The sequence below is a fragment of the Robertkochia sediminum genome, from assembly GCF_016786255.1.
Lineage (GTDB): Bacteria > Bacteroidota > Bacteroidia > Flavobacteriales > Flavobacteriaceae > Robertkochia > Robertkochia sediminum.
In genome coordinates, this window is sequence record NZ_JADMKT010000080.1 from 142,517 (window position 1) to 159,356 (window position 16,840).

11 protein-coding genes and 1 tRNA gene are annotated in these 16,840 nt (G+C 46.8%); 8 read left to right on the forward strand and 4 right to left on the reverse strand.

The window, feature by feature from the left end; translation table 11 throughout:
• Window positions 1-3 precede the first annotated feature (3 nt).
• Window positions 4-2,826: a DNA polymerase I gene (gene polA / locus IS446_RS13930; protein WP_203061367.1), complete on the reverse strand. Its 2,823-nt coding sequence runs from the start codon at window positions 2,824-2,826 to the stop codon at window positions 4-6.
• Window positions 2,827-3,066: 240 nt separating this feature from the next.
• Between polA and IS446_RS13935 the strand changes: the two genes are divergently transcribed.
• From IS446_RS13935 to IS446_RS13945, 3 genes are all read left to right on the forward strand, one after another.
• Window positions 3,067-3,792 carry a copper homeostasis protein CutC gene (locus IS446_RS13935; protein ID WP_203061368.1) on the forward strand — a complete coding sequence of 242 codons (726 nt, stop codon included), beginning with the start codon at window positions 3,067-3,069 and terminating at the stop codon, window positions 3,790-3,792.
• Window positions 3,793-3,856: 64 nt separating this feature from the next.
• Complete coding sequence (locus IS446_RS13940; protein WP_203061369.1) at window positions 3,857-5,095, forward strand: metallophosphoesterase; 1,239 nt, start codon at window positions 3,857-3,859, stop codon at window positions 5,093-5,095.
• Between the two features lie 72 nt (window positions 5,096-5,167).
• Window positions 5,168-5,464 (forward strand): thioredoxin family protein, encoded by a 297-nt coding sequence (locus tag IS446_RS13945; RefSeq protein ID WP_203061370.1) that lies wholly within the window; start codon window positions 5,168-5,170, stop codon window positions 5,462-5,464.
• Here IS446_RS13945 and IS446_RS13950 read toward each other — a convergent pair.
• Window positions 5,461-6,108, reverse strand: a complete 648-nt coding sequence (locus tag IS446_RS13950) for a polysaccharide deacetylase family protein (RefSeq protein ID WP_203061371.1) — start codon at window positions 6,106-6,108, stop codon at window positions 5,461-5,463. The two genes, IS446_RS13945 and IS446_RS13950, sit on opposite strands and share 4 nt — an antisense overlap.
• Before the next feature lie 40 nt (window positions 6,109-6,148).
• Window positions 6,149-9,499, reverse strand: a complete 3,351-nt coding sequence (locus IS446_RS13955) for a glycosyltransferase family 117 protein (protein WP_203061372.1) — start codon at window positions 9,497-9,499, stop codon at window positions 6,149-6,151.
• Window positions 9,500-9,685: 186 nt separating this feature from the next.
• Here IS446_RS13955 and IS446_RS13960 point away from each other — a divergent pair.
• The 4 genes from IS446_RS13960 (at window position 9,686) to infB (ending at window position 14,507) form a co-directional block, all read left to right on the forward strand.
• Window positions 9,686-9,757 (forward strand) — tRNA-Gln (locus IS446_RS13960).
• Between the two features lie 168 nt (window positions 9,758-9,925).
• Window positions 9,926-10,387: a ribosome assembly cofactor RimP gene (gene rimP / locus IS446_RS13965; RefSeq protein WP_203061373.1), complete on the forward strand. Its 462-nt coding sequence runs from the start codon at window positions 9,926-9,928 to the stop codon at window positions 10,385-10,387.
• Between the two features lie 13 nt (window positions 10,388-10,400).
• Window positions 10,401-11,636, forward strand: coding sequence for a transcription termination factor NusA (nusA, locus tag IS446_RS13970; protein ID WP_203061374.1), 1,236 nt, complete (start codon window positions 10,401-10,403; stop codon window positions 11,634-11,636).
• Window positions 11,637-11,672: 36 nt separating this feature from the next.
• Window positions 11,673-14,507 carry a translation initiation factor IF-2 gene (gene infB / locus IS446_RS13975; RefSeq protein ID WP_203061375.1) on the forward strand — a complete coding sequence of 945 codons (2,835 nt, stop codon included), beginning with the start codon at window positions 11,673-11,675 and terminating at the stop codon, window positions 14,505-14,507.
• Between the two features lie 413 nt (window positions 14,508-14,920).
• On the opposite strand, the gene IS446_RS13980 is transcribed toward infB, so the two are convergent.
• Window positions 14,921-15,337 carry an SPOR domain-containing protein gene (locus tag IS446_RS13980; protein WP_203061376.1) on the reverse strand — a complete coding sequence of 139 codons (417 nt, stop codon included), beginning with the start codon at window positions 15,335-15,337 and terminating at the stop codon, window positions 14,921-14,923.
• 214 nt (window positions 15,338-15,551) lie between these two features.
• On the opposite strand from IS446_RS13980, the gene IS446_RS13985 reads away from it, so the two are divergent.
• A complete protein-coding gene (locus tag IS446_RS13985; RefSeq protein WP_203061377.1) occupies window positions 15,552-16,835 on the forward strand; it encodes a c-type cytochrome in 1,284 nt (427 codons plus the stop codon).
• Window positions 16,836-16,840 lie beyond the last annotated feature (5 nt).

The following is a 16,840-nucleotide window of genomic DNA, read 5'->3' on the forward strand; positions in this document are numbered from 1 at the left end:
GCTTTAGTGCGCCTCCAGCCAATTCTCGCCGGTACCTACTTCGACATCTAAGGGTACCGAAAGCTGGTAAGCATTTTCCATTTCATCCTTGATCAGTTCACTTACCTTTTCCAGTTCGTCCTTATGGGCGTCAAATACCAATTCATCATGCACCTGCAGGAGCATTTTGGTTTTGTAGTTTCCGGCCTTTAACTTTTCCTGGATACGCAACATGGCGATCTTGATGATATCTGCAGCACTACCCTGTATAGGAGCGTTCACGGCATTGCGCTCTGCAGCTCCTTTTACGACCTGGTTCCTGGAGTTGATGTCTTTTAGGTACCTTCTTCTGCCCAGAACGGTTTCTACGTAACCGTGCTCTCTGGCAAAATTGATCTGGTTGGCAATATACTGCTTTAGCTTCGGGTAGGTGGCATAATAGGTGTCTATAAGCTCCTTTGCTTCCGATCGGTTCAGGGTGGTCTGGTTCGAGAGTCCAAAGGCCGATACCCCGTAGATGATACCAAAGTTTACGGTTTTGGCATTGCTACGCTGTTCACGGGTTACCTCCTCCAGGGGAACATTAAATACCTTGGCTGCGGTTGAAGCGTGAATATCCTGTCCGTCCTTAAAGGCCTGGATCATGGTTTCTTCTTCACTCAGTGCCGCGATAATTCGCAGTTCTATTTGTGAGTAATCTGCAGCCAGTAAGGTGTAGTCTTCACTTCGCGGTACAAAGGCCTTTCTCACCTGTCTTCCCCTTTCGGTCCTGATCGGGATGTTCTGCAGGTTCGGATTGGTAGAACTCAAACGTCCGGTTGCGGCAACGGCCTGGGCATAGGCGGTGTGTATGCGTCCGGTGTGCGGATTAACCTCTTCGGGGAGGGCGTCTACATAGGTGCTTTGGAGTTTTTTGAGTTGTCGCCATTCCATGATATCGGCAACGACCTTGTGTTCGCCTGCCAGTGCCGAGAGCACATCTTCTGCGGTGGAATATTGCCCGGTCTTGGTCTTTTTGGGTTTGTCAACCAGTTTTAACTTGTCAAAAAGTATAGGTCCTAATTGCTTGGGCGATGCCAGGTTAAAGGTTTCCCCGGCCTGTTCGAAAATACCTTTTTCCAGGGCTTCGATCTCCCCGGTCATTTCTGCTGAAAGGGCTTTCAGATAGCTGTCGTTGATCCTGATCCCTTCGATCTCCATTTCGGCAAGCACCTTTACCAGCGGTGCTTCTATGGTTTCAAACAGCTCCTTTGCATTTCGCTTCGGGAGTTCCTGGCTAAACAGTTCTTTCAGTTGCAGAGTGATATCGGCATCTTCTACGGCGTATTCGGTTTGTTCCTTAACGGGTACAGAGCGCATGGACTTCTGATTCTTCCCCTTCTTGCCAATTAGATCGGTAATTGGAACGGGCTGGTAGTTAAGGTATGTTTCTGCCAGGACGTCCATATTATGGCGCATATCGGGATTAATAAGATAGTGCGCGATCATGGTGTCGAACAAGGGGCCTTCTACGTCAATGCCGTATCGGGATAATACCTTGATATCGTACTTTAAATTCTGGCCTACCTTTTCGATCGCCTTGTTTTCAAAGAAAGGGCGGAAGGTTTCCAGTAAGTTGCGGGTTTCTTCATGTCCTTCCGGGAAAGGTACATAGTAGCCTTTTCCGGCTTCCCATGAAAAGGCGCATCCTACCAGGTCGGCCTCCAATGCCTTGATGCTGGTGGTTTCTGTGTCAAAGCAGACACTTTTTTGTTTTAACAGCTTTTCTAAAAGCAAGGCCCGGGCCTTAGGGGTTTCTGCCAGCTGATAGAAATGCGGTACCGTTTCTATCGTCTTGTATCCGGATGTGGCCTGTGTGGCAGAGGTGGTTTCCGGAGTAGCTCCAAAAAGGTCGAACTGGGCGTCTGCACCAGCGGTTTTGGTTTCTTGCGCCGGGTTTTGCACTTCGCTCTCTTCAGGACTTACATTGAAGGTCTTTAGCAGGTTCTCTTCCATACGTCTGAACTCCAGTTCCTGGAAGATCTCCCTGACCTTAGGGAAGTCGGGAGTATTGAGTTCAAAATCTTCTTCGTGAAATTCTACGGGTACATCGGTAATGATAGTGGCCAGTTTTCTTGAAAGTCTTCCGAGTTCGGCATTGGCGATCACCTTTTCCTTCATTTTACCTTTAAGGCTGTCGGCGTTCTCCAAAAGGCCTTCAAGGCTGCCGTATTCCTTAAGGAATTTTTTTGCGGTCTTATCACCCACACCCGGGAGTCCGGGAATATTATCTACAGCATCACCCATCATTCCCAGGTAGTCGATCACCTGTTCCGGCCTTTCTACCTCGAATTTCTGTTGTACTTCGGGAATTCCCCAGATCTCTATTCCGTTACCCATGCGGGAGGGCCTGTACATAAAGATGTTTTCGCTTACCAATTGGGCAAAGTCTTTGTCGGGGGTAACCATATAGGTCTTGTAGCCTGCCTTTTCGGCTTGTTTGGCGAGGGTTCCTATGATATCGTCTGCCTCGTATCCCGGTTTTACGACCACCGGAATGTGCATAGCCTTAAGAATGTCCTGGATGATAGGGACGGCAATGCGTATCGCTTCGGGGGTTTCATCCCTGTTGGCTTTGTATGCCTCGAAGAGCTCCAGGCGGTCTTTGCTTCCTTCCTTATCAAAGGCTACCGCCAGGTGGTCGGGATTCTCCCTTTTGATCACATCGAGCAGGGAGTTCATGAATCCCATTACGGCAGAGGTGTCCATTCCTTTAGAGTTGATACGCGGATTCTTTATAAAGGCGTAATACCCTCTGAAGATTAAAGCGTAGGCATCGAGTAGGAAAAGACGTTTTTGATCAGACATAATGGAATTTTGATGTGTTTACCGGGTAAAAATAAGGAAGTTTTAAAGGAAATGAAGTATCCTGATTTTTAATTTGGGTGGTCGAAGCCGGAGGATGGGTGGTAAGTGTTGAAGAACAGGGTGAAGCGGGATCTGGGGAGGTGCTTTTTGGTGGTTGGTCGATAAGACTGGTCAGTGTTCTTGTCGGTAAGAATTTATCGGTAATTTTAAGGGTTCCGACACTTAGAAATAATTGATGATATGATCACAGAAGTATGTGCGCCCTCTTTTCTGTCGGCAGTAAATGCCGGGAATTCCGGGGCTTCAAGGGTAGAGCTTTGTGCCGAGTTGGTGCTGGGCGGGGTTACGCCCTCTTATGCCCTTATAAAAAATGTGGTAGCGGCTATCGATATTCCCGTTTATGTGCTCATTCGTCCGCGTAGCGGCGGATTCACCTATAGTGAGGCAGAATTGAAGCTCATGAGAGACGATGTGGCCATGTGTGCCAGTCTTGGTTGTGCCGGGGTGGTAAGTGGGGTGTTGAAAAATGACCATACGATAGATACGGTGGCCACAGCAGGATTGATCGAGGCTGCGGGTGCAATGGACTTTACCTTTCACCGTGCCTTTGATTGGGTGCCGGATATGGAAGAGGGCGTAGAGCGCTTATTGCAAATTGGTTGTTCGAGGGTGTTGACCAGTGGGGGGAGTCGTACTGCCGAGGAGGGTTTTGATACTTTGGTGGCACTGGATCGCACCTATGGCGACGATATTGTGGTGATGCCCGGTGGTGGGGTCAATGAAAAGAATATCTCCAGGTTCAAGGCTGCGGGTTTTTCTGAGGTTCATTTTTCTGCAACCAAAGTACAGCAGCAATCACTGCCCCTTCCTAATATTTCGTTCTTTCCGCAAACCATGCCTGACGAAAGGGGTGTTTATGTTTCTGATCCGGAGATCATTAAAAGAATGGTCGACATGGTTAAATAAAGTTTAAAAGCTCTTTTTTCCTTGAAGAGAAAGATATTTTTGTAAGAAATCACTAAGATCCTGTATGTCACGTTTTTTTATTTTTCTGGGAATTATTTATCTGGTAGGCACCTTTTATGGGTTTCAGGCGTTTCGTACGCTCGTAAGGAATCCATGGGTGCAGGGTGTTTATGTGCTCGCCTTCGTGTTGGTGCTCGCCAATATCTATTTTCAGTTTAGCGGTTACGACCGGGCACAAGGCATGTCGCAGGCCATGAGTATTTCTGTAGGGTTCTTTCTGGCGTTTATGGCCTTGGGATTTATCTCCGGGGCGGTGATGTTGGTCGAAGACATCCTTCGCGCTGTAGGATGGGTGTTGAGAAAGGTCTTTAATGCTTCTTCCGGGACCCAGGTGCATTTCCCGGAGCGCAGAAAATTCATTAGCCAGGTGGCGTTATTGCTGGCCTCCGTGCCCTTTGCATCTTTGTTGTACGGAATGTATAAGGGCAAGTACGATTATCGTGTGCTTAATTATGTTTTGGAGTTTGATGACTTGCCGGAGGCATTCGACGGATATCGCATCACCCAGATCTCCGATATACACAGTGGTAGTTTTGATAATGAAGGGAAGGTGTCTTATGCGGTAGATCTTGTGAACCAACAACAGAGCAATGTGATCTTATTTACGGGAGACCTGGTGAACAGCGTGGCTACCGAGATGTATCCCTGGAAGGATGTTTTTCGCAGGTTGAAGGCCGAAGACGGTGTGTTTTCAGTGCTTGGAAACCACGATTATGGGGATTATGCTGAATGGGATACGGAAGAAGATAAAGAGGCTAATCTCGATGAGCTCAAAGCGATTCAGCGGGAAATGGGCTTTGACCTGTTGCTCAACGAGAACAGGTTCCTGAATAAAGGTGAAGATCGCATAGCGCTGGTAGGTGTAGAGAACTGGGGTGCCGGCGGATTTAAAAAGGCGGGGGACCTTAAGCTTGCGCTTCAGGGGGTTGAGGAAGGTGATTTTAAGATCCTGATGAGTCATGATCCTTCGCACTGGGAGTACGAGGTGTTGCAACATCCCTGGCATGTGCATTTAACGCTTAGCGGACATACCCATGGGATGCAGTTCGGGGTGGAGATCCCGGGGTGGTTAAAGTGGAGTCCGGTGAAGTACCGCTATAAATACTGGGCAGGTATTTATAAGGAGCTGGGGCAATACATTAATGTGAATCGCGGCTTTGGATATATAGGGTATCCCGGTAGAGTGGGTATCTGGCCCGAGGTTACCGTGATCGAACTGCGTAAGTCGAAGGAAACGACCTAGTGGGGTAAATAGGCTCTTTTTGGTAGTTTTTTATTACATTTGAACTACCAATCGCTTTAAACTGAAGTAGGTATGTCAAAATTCGGCGAGTTAATCGATGTAAAAGTTCCCGTATTACTGGATTTCTTCACGGAGTGGAACGAGCCGTCTGTAAGTATGCACCCGGTGTTGCGGGATGTGGCTGAGGCTTTGGGTGACAAGATCAAGGTGATCAAGATCGATGTCGATAAGAATCGGGAATTGTCGGAGGCCCTAAGAGTGAAAGGGCTACCTACTTTAATGATCTACAAGAATGGTGAGATGGTCTGGCGTCAGGCTGGAGAACAAGATGCCGGAACCCTGATAGGGTTGCTTCAGGAATACCTTTAAAGACCTTTCATTTCCAGTTTTTCCTTTTTTAGAAATTCCAGATATCCAGGCAGTAGTGCCTTCAGGTTCTGGTAGGCCTTCATGCTGTCGTGAAAAACAATGATGCTGCCTTCTCTGCTATGTGTTTTCAGGTTTCTGAGGCTCTTTTCCGTGTTGAGCTCGGGGTCAAAGTCGGCACTTAATAAACTCCACATCACAATTCGGTATTCTTCTTTTATTAATGCTTTGCTCAGGGCGGTGTTCATTCGGCCGTATGGAGGGCGAAAGAGCTTTGACCGCTCAGGAGGACTTTGATCGCGAAGTTCCCGGATCACCGTTTCGGTCTTTTGTACTTCTTTGAGGTAGGTGTCTTGATCGGTCTTGCTGGCATTTAGGTGATTGAAGGTGTGGTTGCCTATGCTGTGACCTCGTTTAACAATATCTTTAAAGATCTCCGGATGGGTCTGGATGTTCTTGCCGATACAAAAAAAGGTGGCTTTTGCATCGTAGGTGTCCAGCAGGTCCAGTACATAAGGAGTTACCTCAGGGGTAGGGCCATCGTCGAAGGTGAGGTATACGCCCTGCTTTTCTTTCTCCATCTCCCAGAGTAGGGTAGAGAAAAACCGCTTTACGAGATAGGGTGTTTTGAAAAGGTAGGGTTTCATATATAAAATAAGGCCGGAATCGCTCCGGCCTTATCAGGTGTTAATTTTCTATTTCCACTTCCTGGCTGTCTGCAGCAGGAATGGTTTCCGAAGGGTCTTCGGTTGCCGATTCTTCTTCTAATACGTCCGGTAGTTGCTCCCTGTCGTAGATCTGAGAGCGTTGTGCCTGACGGTAGATCGCAAACATGGGCAGGTAATCGTTAAATGCCTTGGCTTGCTCCAGAGCGTAATCTTCCACGTCGTTCCTGGCGACAATGTCGAGGAGGCTTCTGTAGCGTTCCATGTTGTTGATGATGTCTTGCGTATAGTTCATCTGGTCTTCCTGGTTCATGCTGCCGTAGTATTCCAGGTGTTCCTGGTATTTTGTGGCTACCTTCTCGAACAGTTCGCGGGCTTTGGTTGTTTCTCCTACCTGATAGTATCCGTTTACGAAAGGCTCGAGGAAAACATAGTACCCAAAATATCCAAACGGCATTTTTTCCATAGCCAGGTTCAGGATGTCTTTGGCTTTTTCTTCCTTCCCTTCATTAATGAGCTTTTCGGTAAGTCGGGCCAGGTTTCCTCTGAACGAGATGCTGTTCTTTCTAGTTTCCGGGTCGTGGTAGATCTCTGTAGATTCAGAGTTCCCCCATTTCCAGTCCATAACGATATCGTACATAAGGTCTTCATCTATGCGTCCCATTTCGTACGGATTGTTCGGGTCTATAGCAGTTTTGATCGGCACCAGTTTGTATACGAGTCCGTCCAGCTGCAGGTAGTCTTTCATCCACATATACTCTGCGCTGTCAAAACTTCCTCCGGTAAAGTAGATCGGACGTTCCCAGTTGTTGTTGGCCAGGATGTCCAGCATGAGGATACGGTTTTTCGGCAGTGCTTCTCCGGGGATATCAATATCAATATAGTCTACGATGAGGTGAGCATCTTCCGGTTTAACGAGTCCGCTTTTGAGAACGTTCTCCTTATTTACCGGTACTCTGATCTTATTGGTCGGATAAAAATGGAGGTTCCTGTAGCTTTCAGGATACGCTTCAGGATCGATACCCCTTCTTTTCAGGATCATGTCCATGGTATAGTCATCATTCGCGATCCAGTCCATGAACTTTTTAATATCCCAGCGCTCTTCGGTGAGCTGCTGCAGGTAAACGGCATCGCGCACCCCATAGGCGTATTGCGAATGCTCGAGTTGTGAAGGTATCGGTGCACTCTCATAGGCCGCCTTTTTCATCTGGTCAATATACCAGTCGGTGGCAAAAAGGCTGGTGTTGATCGTGCGCACATCGGTGCGGTACCCTTCGACCTCCTGGGCGTACCAGAGAGAGAAGGTGTCGTTGTCTCCAATGGTAAAAAGCATGGCGCCGGCATCTTCCTGTATGGATTCCAGGTATGACTTTGCGATCGACTGTGCGGTGTAGCGGTTTGATCTGTCGTGATCGTCCCAGTTTTCAGTGGCCAATACTGTTGGTACGGCAAGCAAACAGATCGCAGTGACTGCCGGGGCGAGTATTTTCGGAGCGAGGAATTTTTTAAATTCTTCAAATATGGCGTAAACCCCCATCCCGATCCAAATGGAGAACACGTAAAAGGATCCTACCAGGGCGTAATCTCTTTCCCGGGGTTCAAAGGGTCGTTCGTTGAGGTAGACCTTTAGGGCCAATCCGGTAAACATGAATAATACGAATAAGACCCAGAATTTTTGTTTGCTGGTCTTTAATAAGAACAGGAATCCTATAAGTCCCAGTATGAGCGGTAAAAAGTAATAGGTGTTACGGCCTTTGTTGTTAAGCACATCAGAAGGAAGGTTGTCCTGAGGCCCCAATCGCCATTCGTCTGCGAATTTGATCCCGCTAAGCCAGTTTCCGTGGTTGTCGAGTTTTCCCTGGATGTCGTCCTGACGTCCTACGAAGTTCCAAAGGAAATACCTCCAGTACATATATCCCATTTGGAAATCGAAGAGGTATTTCATGTTTTGGCCAAAGGAGGGCTTTTCAACCTCTATGAACTGATCGAACTGGCGAATAAAGCGCACATAGTCTTCGGTGTCGAGCTCGCCGGTATTCAGGTCCTGTTTAAGTTTTGCTACCGCGCTGGTAAGTTGCTGATCACTTCGGTACTCGCGTTTTACTCTAACGTTAACAGGTCCAGTGATCTTCATGTAGTTGGCAGCATGGCTGCTGCTCCACATCCTTGGAAGGAAGCCAACATGGTCGCCATGGGCGTTAGGGATCGCGTATTTAAAGTCGTTTACGATCACGTATTTACCCGCCTTGTAGTCGCGTTCATATTTTGGCTTTTCATCCTTATAAGGATCTGCAGGGTCTTGTCCGGCAAAGGCATCGGTGAACATAGGGCCGAAGAACAGGTGGGTCTCCGGGTATTGTTCCATATTGTAATACGCCAGTAGCTGACGGGCGTCGGTAGGGCTGTTCTCATTGATCACCGTACCGGCATTCGCGCGGATCGGGATCATAAGCCAGGTCGAGAATCCGATAAGGATGAACATAATGCTCAGCACGATACTGTTGAGCATGGGGTATTTCTTTTGTTTGGTGTAATTAATAAGGTACCAGAAAAGTACGATGATAAGGATCGCGGCAATAATGGTTCCCGAATTAAAGGGGAGTCCTATGCTGTTTACAAAGAATACTTCCAGGTACCCGAAAAAGCGCAATACGTTTGGCAGTAACAGTTTAAAGATAAACAGGAGGATGGTGATCGATATCAGGTTGGCCAGGATAAATCCTTTTGCGTTGTGTTCTTTGAAATTCCTGAAATAGTAGATCATGCCAATGGCCGGAATGGTAAGCAAGGCCATAAAGTGAACCCCAAAAGAAAGTCCGGTGATCAGGGCCAGAAGTACCAGCCAGCGGTTAGCTCTCGGGGTGTGCATCTCGTCAGACCATTTGAGGCCCAGGTAGAACATAAGTGCCATCAGGAAGGTAGCCATGGCATATACCTCTGCCTCCACAGCATTGAACCAAAAACTATCGGTGAAGGTAAAGGCCAGCGCTCCTGTGAGTCCGCTACCAAGAACTGCCACGTATTTAGGGGCAGTCATTTCGCCATGCATGAGTGCCAGTTTTCTGGTCAGGTTGGTGATGGTCCAGAACATGAACAGGATGGTAAATGCACTGGAGAATACCGACATATGGTTTACGGTTACCGCAATGGTTTCCGGAGAAAATGAGAAGTTGCCGAAAAACGCACCGATCATTTGGAATAATGGCGCTCCCGGAGGGTGGCCAACCTGGAGTTTTGAGGAGGTAGCAATATACTCACCGGCATCCCAGAAACTGGAGGTGGGTTCTACGGTTAAGTGGTATACGGTTAGGGCGATGGCGAAAACGATCCAGCCAAGGATCGTGTCCCATTTTTTAAACTGTTGTGCAGTCATGAACTTATTTTCTATTGGTGGCGAATTTAAGAATAAATATAAGACAGGGTAGGGCTTTTACTCAACCTTAACAAGAGAATTTGCGGGAGAGGAAAAAATATTTTCAAAAATGTTTGCGCAAATGAAACTTTGCACTAAATTTGCAACCGCTTTTGAGAACAACAATGTTCAACAGAGCAGTGGTGATGGCCTATGGTGTAATTGGTAACACAGCTGATTTTGGTTCAGTCGTTCAAGGTTCGAGTCCTTGTAGGCCAACAAAAAAAAGCTTCTCAACTATGAGGAGCTTTTTTATTTTACGTTGTTTGAGTAATTTACCCTTTGTGTATATGGTTAAGGTTCAAAAATATTGTATATTTGCAGCGTTGAATGAGATGAAATTGATTACAGAGGGGACCGGGGTCCCCTCTTTTTATACTGAAAAAAATGCTTAAAGAACGGGTTGAAGAGCTTTTGGAGGAATTGTTCGAGGAGCGTCAGGATCTTTTTCTGATCGATCTGAAGATCACACCGGATAACCGGATCTTCGTTACGGTCGATGGAGATAGTGGAGTTTCGCTGAACGATTGTATCGAAGTGAGCAGAAAGGTGGAGCATAACCTGGACAGAGAGGAAACCGATTTTTCTCTCGAGGTTGGGTCTCCCGGAGCAACAGAACCCCTGGTGCACCAAAGACAATACCAAAAGAATGTCGGGCGTAAGCTGAAGGTAAAGCTGGAAGGTGAGACCATTGAAGGGAAGCTTGCTGAAGTGAGTGACGACCACATTCGCCTGGAGTGGAAGGCCAGAGAGCCGAAACCGATAGGTAAGGGAAAGGTGACCGTTCTTAAAGAAAAAGAGGTCGCTTTATCGGATATTTTAGAAGCTAAAGTGATGATAACGTTTTAATTAAACAATTACCATGGAAAATCTTGCATTGATCGATTCTTTTTCTGAGTTTAAGGATGATAAACTCATAGATCGTGTAACATTAATGGCCATTTTGGAAGAAGTTTTCCGAAATGCATTGAAGAAAAAATACGGGTCTGATGATAACTTCGATATTATCATTAACCCAGATAAAGGTGACCTGGAGATCTGGAGGAACCGCGTTGTTGTCGCTGATGGTGAAGTGGAAGATGATAACCAGGAGATATCGCTTACCGATGCGAGAAAGATCGAGCCTGACTTCGAGGTTGGTGAAGATGTTTCTGAAGAGGTGAAGTTGATCGACCTTGGTCGTCGTTCGATCCTGGCATTGAGACAGAACCTGATCTCTAAGATCCACGAGCACGATAATACGACCATATACAAGCAGTTTAAGGACCTTATTGGAGAGATCTATACAGCAGAAGTTCACCATATTCGTCATAAAGCCGTAATTTTACTGGATGACGAGGGTAATGAGATCATTCTGCCAAAAGACAAGCAGATCCCTTCAGATTTTTTCCGCAAAGGAGAAAACGTAAGAGGGATCATCGAAGGCGTAGAGCTCAAAGGGAATAAGCCGATGATCATCATGTCGAGAACAGCTCCTGAGTTCCTGGAGAAATTGTTCGAGCAGGAGATCCCTGAGGTATTCGACGGACTGATCACTGTTAAGAAGGTGGTGAGGATTCCTGGTGAAAAAGCCAAGGTAGCTGTAGATTCTTATGACGATCGTATCGATCCTGTTGGAGCTTGTGTGGGTATGAAAGGATCTCGTATTCACGGAATCGTTCGTGAGTTGGGTAATGAGAACATCGATGTGATCAATTATACCAATAACCCGCAACTGTTCATAAGCAGGGCGTTGAGTCCGGCGCGTGTTACTTCGGTAGTGCTTAACGACGAGACCATGCATGCTGAGGTGACCCTGAGGCCTGAGGAGGTTTCTAAGGCTATTGGTAAGGGAGGATTTAACATCCGTCTTGCCGGGATGCTTACCGGGTATGAGATCGATGTGCTGAGAGAAGGAATGGAAGAGGAAGATGTGGAGCTTACCGAGTTCTCTGATGAGATCGAGGATTGGGTGATCGCAGAATTCCGTAGAATAGGTTTAGATACTGCGAAGAGTGTACTCGAGCAGGATGTTGCCGATCTGGTTAAAAGAACCGATCTGGAAGAAGAGACCATTACGATGGTTGTTCAAATTCTGAAAGCAGAATTTGAAGATTAGTACTGAAATGAAAATTTAGAGGATAACAAATAATTTATGGCTGAAAACGCAAAATTGAGGCTAAATAAAGTTCTTAGAGAATTCAATATCTCCCTGGACAGGGCGGTGGAGTTTCTCGCGTCTAAAGGAATTGAAATAGAGGCGAGGCCAACCACCAAGATCTCCGGTGAGGTATATGAGGTTCTCCTGGATGAATTTCAAACAGACAAGAGTAAAAAGGTGGCTTCCAAAGAGGTGGGCGAAGAAAAGCGCAAAGAGAAGGAGGCTATCCGTATGGAGCTGGAGAAAGAACAGGAGCTAAGACGTCAGAAAGAGCAGGAGGTCGTTAAGGCCAAAGCCAAGCTCAGCGGTCCTAAGACTGTTGGTAAGATCGATCTTGACGGCGATAAGAAGGAGGAGCAAGCTGCTCCTGAGCCGGTAAAAGAGGTCGAAAAGGCACCTGTAGAAGCCCCTGTGAAAGAGGAAGCCCCTCAACAACAGGAGGTAGCTGAAGAAAAGCCTCAGCAAGAAGTTGCGAAACAAACGGAAAAGAGATCAGAGCAAAAGCCTGAGAAGAAGGAGCCGGTTAAGGCACCTGCTAAGGAAGCTCCAAAAGCGAGTGAAAAGGCTCCGGCAAAAGAAGTCGGGAAGGAAGCTCCGGCCGAGAAGGATAAGAAGCCAGCGGAAACCCGTGACGTGGTTGTTGATGGGGAAGTGGTGAAATCTGAAAAGGTGAAGACCGATTATGCGCGTCTTTCAGGGCCGAAGTTTACCGGTGAAAAGATCGATCTTTCCAAGTTTGATAAGCCTAAGAAGAAAAAAGAAGCTACCAAGTCTAAAGATAATAAGGCTGGTGACGATAAGAAGAAACGCCGTAAGCGTATCAGTAAGGATACCGGACAAGGGCCAGGTGGAGGACGTCGCTTCCAGAAAGACCAAAAGGGTCGTGGAAGAGGCCGCAAAGCCCAGGTAGAGAAGGTAGAGCCTACTGAAGAAGAAGTACAAAAGCAGGTTCGTGAGACCCTTGAGAAACTTCAGGGTAAAGCGAGCAAGTCCCGTGGGGCGAAATACCGTAGAGAGAAAAGAGATATTCACCGCCAGAAGACGCAGGAGGAAATGGCTCAGGCAGAAGCCGAAAGCAAAGTGCTTAAGGTGACCGAGTTCGTTACCGTGAGTGAGGTGGCTACCCTGATGGATGTTTCCGTAACTCAGGTGATCTCTGCTTGTATGTCTCTTGGTATGATGGTAACCATGAACCAGCGATTGGATGCTGAAACGCTTTCTATCATTGCTGAGGAATTTGGATACCAGGTAGAATTTATTACTGCAGATATTGAGGAGGCTATTCCTGAAGAGGAAGATAAGCCGGAAGATCTCGAAATGAGAGCGCCTATCGTTACCGTAATGGGTCACGTTGACCACGGTAAGACCTCGTTGCTGGATTATATTCGTGAAGAGAATGTGATCGCCGGTGAGAGTGGGGGTATTACCCAGCACATCGGAGCTTACGGGGTGACCCTGAAGAATGGTCAGAAGATCACCTTCCTCGATACTCCCGGTCACGAAGCGTTTACCGCGATGCGTGCAAGGGGTGCACAGGTTACCGACCTTGCGATTATCGTTATCGCTGCAGACGACGATGTGATGCCGCAGACCAAAGAGGCGATTTCTCACGCCCAGGCTGCAGGAGTGCCTATTGTATTTGCGATCAACAAAGTAGATAAGCCAACGGCTAATCCTGATAAGATCAAGGAGGCGCTTGCGAATATGGACCTTCTTGTTGAAGACTGGGGAGGTAAGATCCAGTCGCATGATATCTCGGCCAAGCAGGGAACAGGTGTTCAGGAGCTTCTTGAAAAAGTGTTGTTGGAAGCCGAGCTTCTCGAACTGAAAGCTAATCCGGATAAGATGGCTAACGGTACCGTAGTAGAAGCCTTCCTTGATAAAGGTAGAGGTTATGTGAGTACCGTACTGGTACAGGGTGGAACTCTTAAGGTTGGAGATTATATGTTGGCTGGTACCCACAGTGGTAAAGTAAAGGCCATGCATGACGAAAGGGGTAACGCGATCAAAGAAGCCGGGCCTTCTACTCCGATCTCTGTACTGGGTCTCGATGGAGCGCCACAGGCAGGTGATAAGTTCCACGTGTTCGAAGATGAGAAAGAAGCGAAATCGATCGCTGCCAAACGTACGCAGTTACAGCGTGAGCAGTCGGTGAGAACGCAACGTCATATTACGCTTGATGAGATCGGTAGACGTATCGCGCTGGGTGACTTTAAAGAGCTTAATATTATCCTTAAAGGGGATGTGGATGGTTCTGTGGAAGCGCTTACCGATTCGTTCCAGAAACTGAGTACTGAAGAAATTCATATCAATATTATCCATAAGGCTGTAGGTCCGATCACCGAATCTGACGTACTGCTGGCTTCGGCTTCTGATGCGATCATTATCGGATTTAACGTTCGACCAATGGGTAATGCCAGAATGATCGCCGATAAAGAAGAGATCGATATCAGAACATACTCGATCATCTACGATGCGATCAACGATCTTAAGGATGCGATGGAGGGAATGCTTTCTCCTGAGCTTAAAGAGGAGATCACCGGTACGGCCGAGATCCGTGAGACCTTTAAGATCTCTAAGGTTGGAACCATTGCAGGATGTATGGTTACCGATGGTAAGATCTACAGAAACTCCGGAATTCGCCTTATCCGCGACGGGGTAGTGATCTACACCGGAACCCTGGCATCGCTGAAACGTTTCAAAGATGATGTGAAAGAAGTATCCAAAGGATACGACTGCGGTATGCAGGTTAAAGGTTACAACGATATTAAGGAAGGCGATATTATCGAAGCCTACCAGGAAGTAGCCGTGAAGAAAACGCTGAAATAGAACGTTTAGATATAACAAAAAAAAGCCCCGTGGAAACACGGGGCTTTTTTTTGTTATGAGGTTACGAGGTTGCAAGGTGATATGGTTATGGGGAGGGGTGTGATTTACAAGTGGATTGTCTTGGTTTTCTAAACTTTACTGCCAACCATTAAACCGTATAATCTCATCATACCTGGCCCATTTGGAATTTGGGTCTTTGGCAGCGATGCATGAGCTAAGAGTAAATAACAATGAATGGTTGAGGTGCGGTTAGGAGGTAGGAAAAGGCGGTGGGCAATTATGGGTGGTGGAAGTGCGGTTTGAGATTTGCAGTGAAATGTTTTATTTTTTACCAACGTCATTACTCTTCACTCCCTAACCTCATAACCCTATAACTTTATAACCAAAAAGCGACCCTAAGGTCGCTTTTTGGTTTATCTTGGTTCAAGTAAGAAGGCATTTGGATATTCCTTCTTAACTTCCATGAGTTTTCGGTCGGCCTCCAGGCGGGTGCGAAAGCGGCCTACTCTAACCTTGTAGTTCGGGAGCTCAAAACTAATGTCTGCCTTCCATTCCGGGAAGGTTTCCCTAAAGGTTTTGAGGGTTTCGTTTGCCTCTTTCAGGGTTCCGTTGTAGATCTGGATCCTGTACATAGTGGCCTCATTATTCCTGAACATTTCCTTCTTGGCATCCACCAGCATGTCGATGCGTTTGTCTTGCTCAATGGTTACCTTCCCCTGAACCGATTGAGGTTTAGCAGTATCGGGGGTTTCCTGGGCGTATGCTGTGCCGGAAATGGCTAACGCAGCGAAGGCCAGCAGCGTTAAGTGCTTTTTGTTTGAAAAACTCATTTTATATGGGGTTTGCTGCAAAAGTACATCTTATAATTTTATGAGAAATATCATGTAATTTAGAATGTGTATAAATTAATTGTTAACACGAAGGTTAGCCTTCCATAATTACTCCAAAGTCTTATTTTTGCCCTTGATTCGAAAAATAGTGGGTTTTTGCCGGTATATCGTCAAAAATTCGCACCAATTAAGATAGAAAATTTAAGGTTTCAATATGAAAAAGGTGATACACCGTAATTCTGTTGTTAGGGTTTTAGGCATTGGTTTAGCTTTATTCTTCTCATTATCAGCTAATCTGACAGCTCAGGAGGCAGATCCTGGGGCTGGAAAAAGCCTGTTTAATACCTATTGTGCTGCTTGTCATAACCTCGACAGGAACATGACCGGGCCTGCTCTTAGAGGAGTAGGTGACAAGTATGAGCGCGAGTGGTTGTACGAATGGATTAAGAACAGTCAGGCGCTTATCAAGTCTGGTGATGAGCAGGCGGTTGCTCTTTGGGATCAGTATCAACCTGCAGTAATGACTGCTTTCCCTCAACTTTCTAACGAGGATATCGATAATATTATTGCTTACACCATGCAGCCTAAGGAAGAGCCTAAGGCTGAGGTGGCTGCCGGTCCTGCTGCAGGAGCCGGAGCTGGCGAGCAAGGTCTTGGGAACGAGGTAGTGCTTGCGGCGCTAGCCCTTGTTTTCGGGATGTTGGTGGTAATGCTTTACCTGGTGAACAAGACGCTCAGAAGAATTGCTGAGGCTAATGGGGTAGAGTTTGCCCGTGCTGAAGAAGAAAAGCGTCTTCCTATTTGGAAGGCTTTTGTTCAAAATCAGTTCCTGGTATTGGTAACTACGATCTTCTTCCTTTTAGGAGGGGCGTACTTTGCTTACGGATACCTGATGCAGATCGGGGTTGATCAGGGGTATATGCCTGTGCAGCCTATCCATTACTCGCACAGAATTCACGCTGGTGAGAATGAGATCGACTGTAAATACTGTCACTCTTCTGCGAGAGTTTCCAAGCATTCGGGGATCCCTTCTCTTAATGTGTGTATGAACTGTCACAAGAGCATCGTTGAGGTGGCTCCTGAGACGGCTACTGCAGAGTATTCTAAAGAGTTTTACGATGGAGAGATCCAGAAGCTATACAAGGCTGTAGGTTGGGATATGAATACTCAGTCTTATACCGGAGAGACTCAGCCTGTGAAATGGGTGAGAATTCACAACCTTCCGGATTTCGCATACTTTAACCACTCTCAGCACGTAGAGGTTGGTGGTATCGAGTGTCAGAAGTGTCACGGACCTGTTGAAGAAATGGAGGTTATGTATCAGTACTCTCCGTTAACTATGGGGTGGTGTATTAACTGTCACAGAGAGACCAATGTAAAGGTTAAAGGAAATGAGTACTACGAGAAGATCCACGAGGAGCTTTCTAAGAAGTACGGAGTAGAAGAGCTTACCGTTGCGCAAATGGGAGGTCTTGAATGTGGTAAATGTCACTATTAAAAATA

Bases quoted from the DNA above. Each gene is read 5' to 3' on its own strand.
- polA (WP_203061367.1), bottom strand. From the start codon at position 2,826: ATGTCTGATCAAAAACGTCTTTTCCTACTCGATGCCTACGCTTTAATC.
- IS446_RS13935 (WP_203061368.1), top strand. From the start codon at position 3,067: ATGATCACAGAAGTATGTGCGCCCTCTTTTCTGTCGGCAGTAAATGCC.
- IS446_RS13940 (WP_203061369.1), top strand. From the start codon at position 3,857: ATGTCACGTTTTTTTATTTTTCTGGGAATTATTTATCTGGTAGGCACC.
- IS446_RS13945 (WP_203061370.1), top strand. From the start codon at position 5,168: ATGTCAAAATTCGGCGAGTTAATCGATGTAAAAGTTCCCGTATTACTG.
- IS446_RS13950 (WP_203061371.1), bottom strand. From the start codon at position 6,108: ATGAAACCCTACCTTTTCAAAACACCCTATCTCGTAAAGCGGTTTTTC.
- IS446_RS13955 (WP_203061372.1), bottom strand. From the start codon at position 9,499: ATGACTGCACAACAGTTTAAAAAATGGGACACGATCCTTGGCTGGATC.
- rimP (WP_203061373.1), top strand. From the start codon at position 9,926: ATGCTTAAAGAACGGGTTGAAGAGCTTTTGGAGGAATTGTTCGAGGAG.
- nusA (WP_203061374.1), top strand. From the start codon at position 10,401: ATGGAAAATCTTGCATTGATCGATTCTTTTTCTGAGTTTAAGGATGAT.
- infB (WP_203061375.1), top strand. From the start codon at position 11,673: ATGGCTGAAAACGCAAAATTGAGGCTAAATAAAGTTCTTAGAGAATTC.
- IS446_RS13980 (WP_203061376.1), bottom strand. From the start codon at position 15,337: ATGAGTTTTTCAAACAAAAAGCACTTAACGCTGCTGGCCTTCGCTGCG.
- IS446_RS13985 (WP_203061377.1), top strand. From the start codon at position 15,552: ATGAAAAAGGTGATACACCGTAATTCTGTTGTTAGGGTTTTAGGCATT.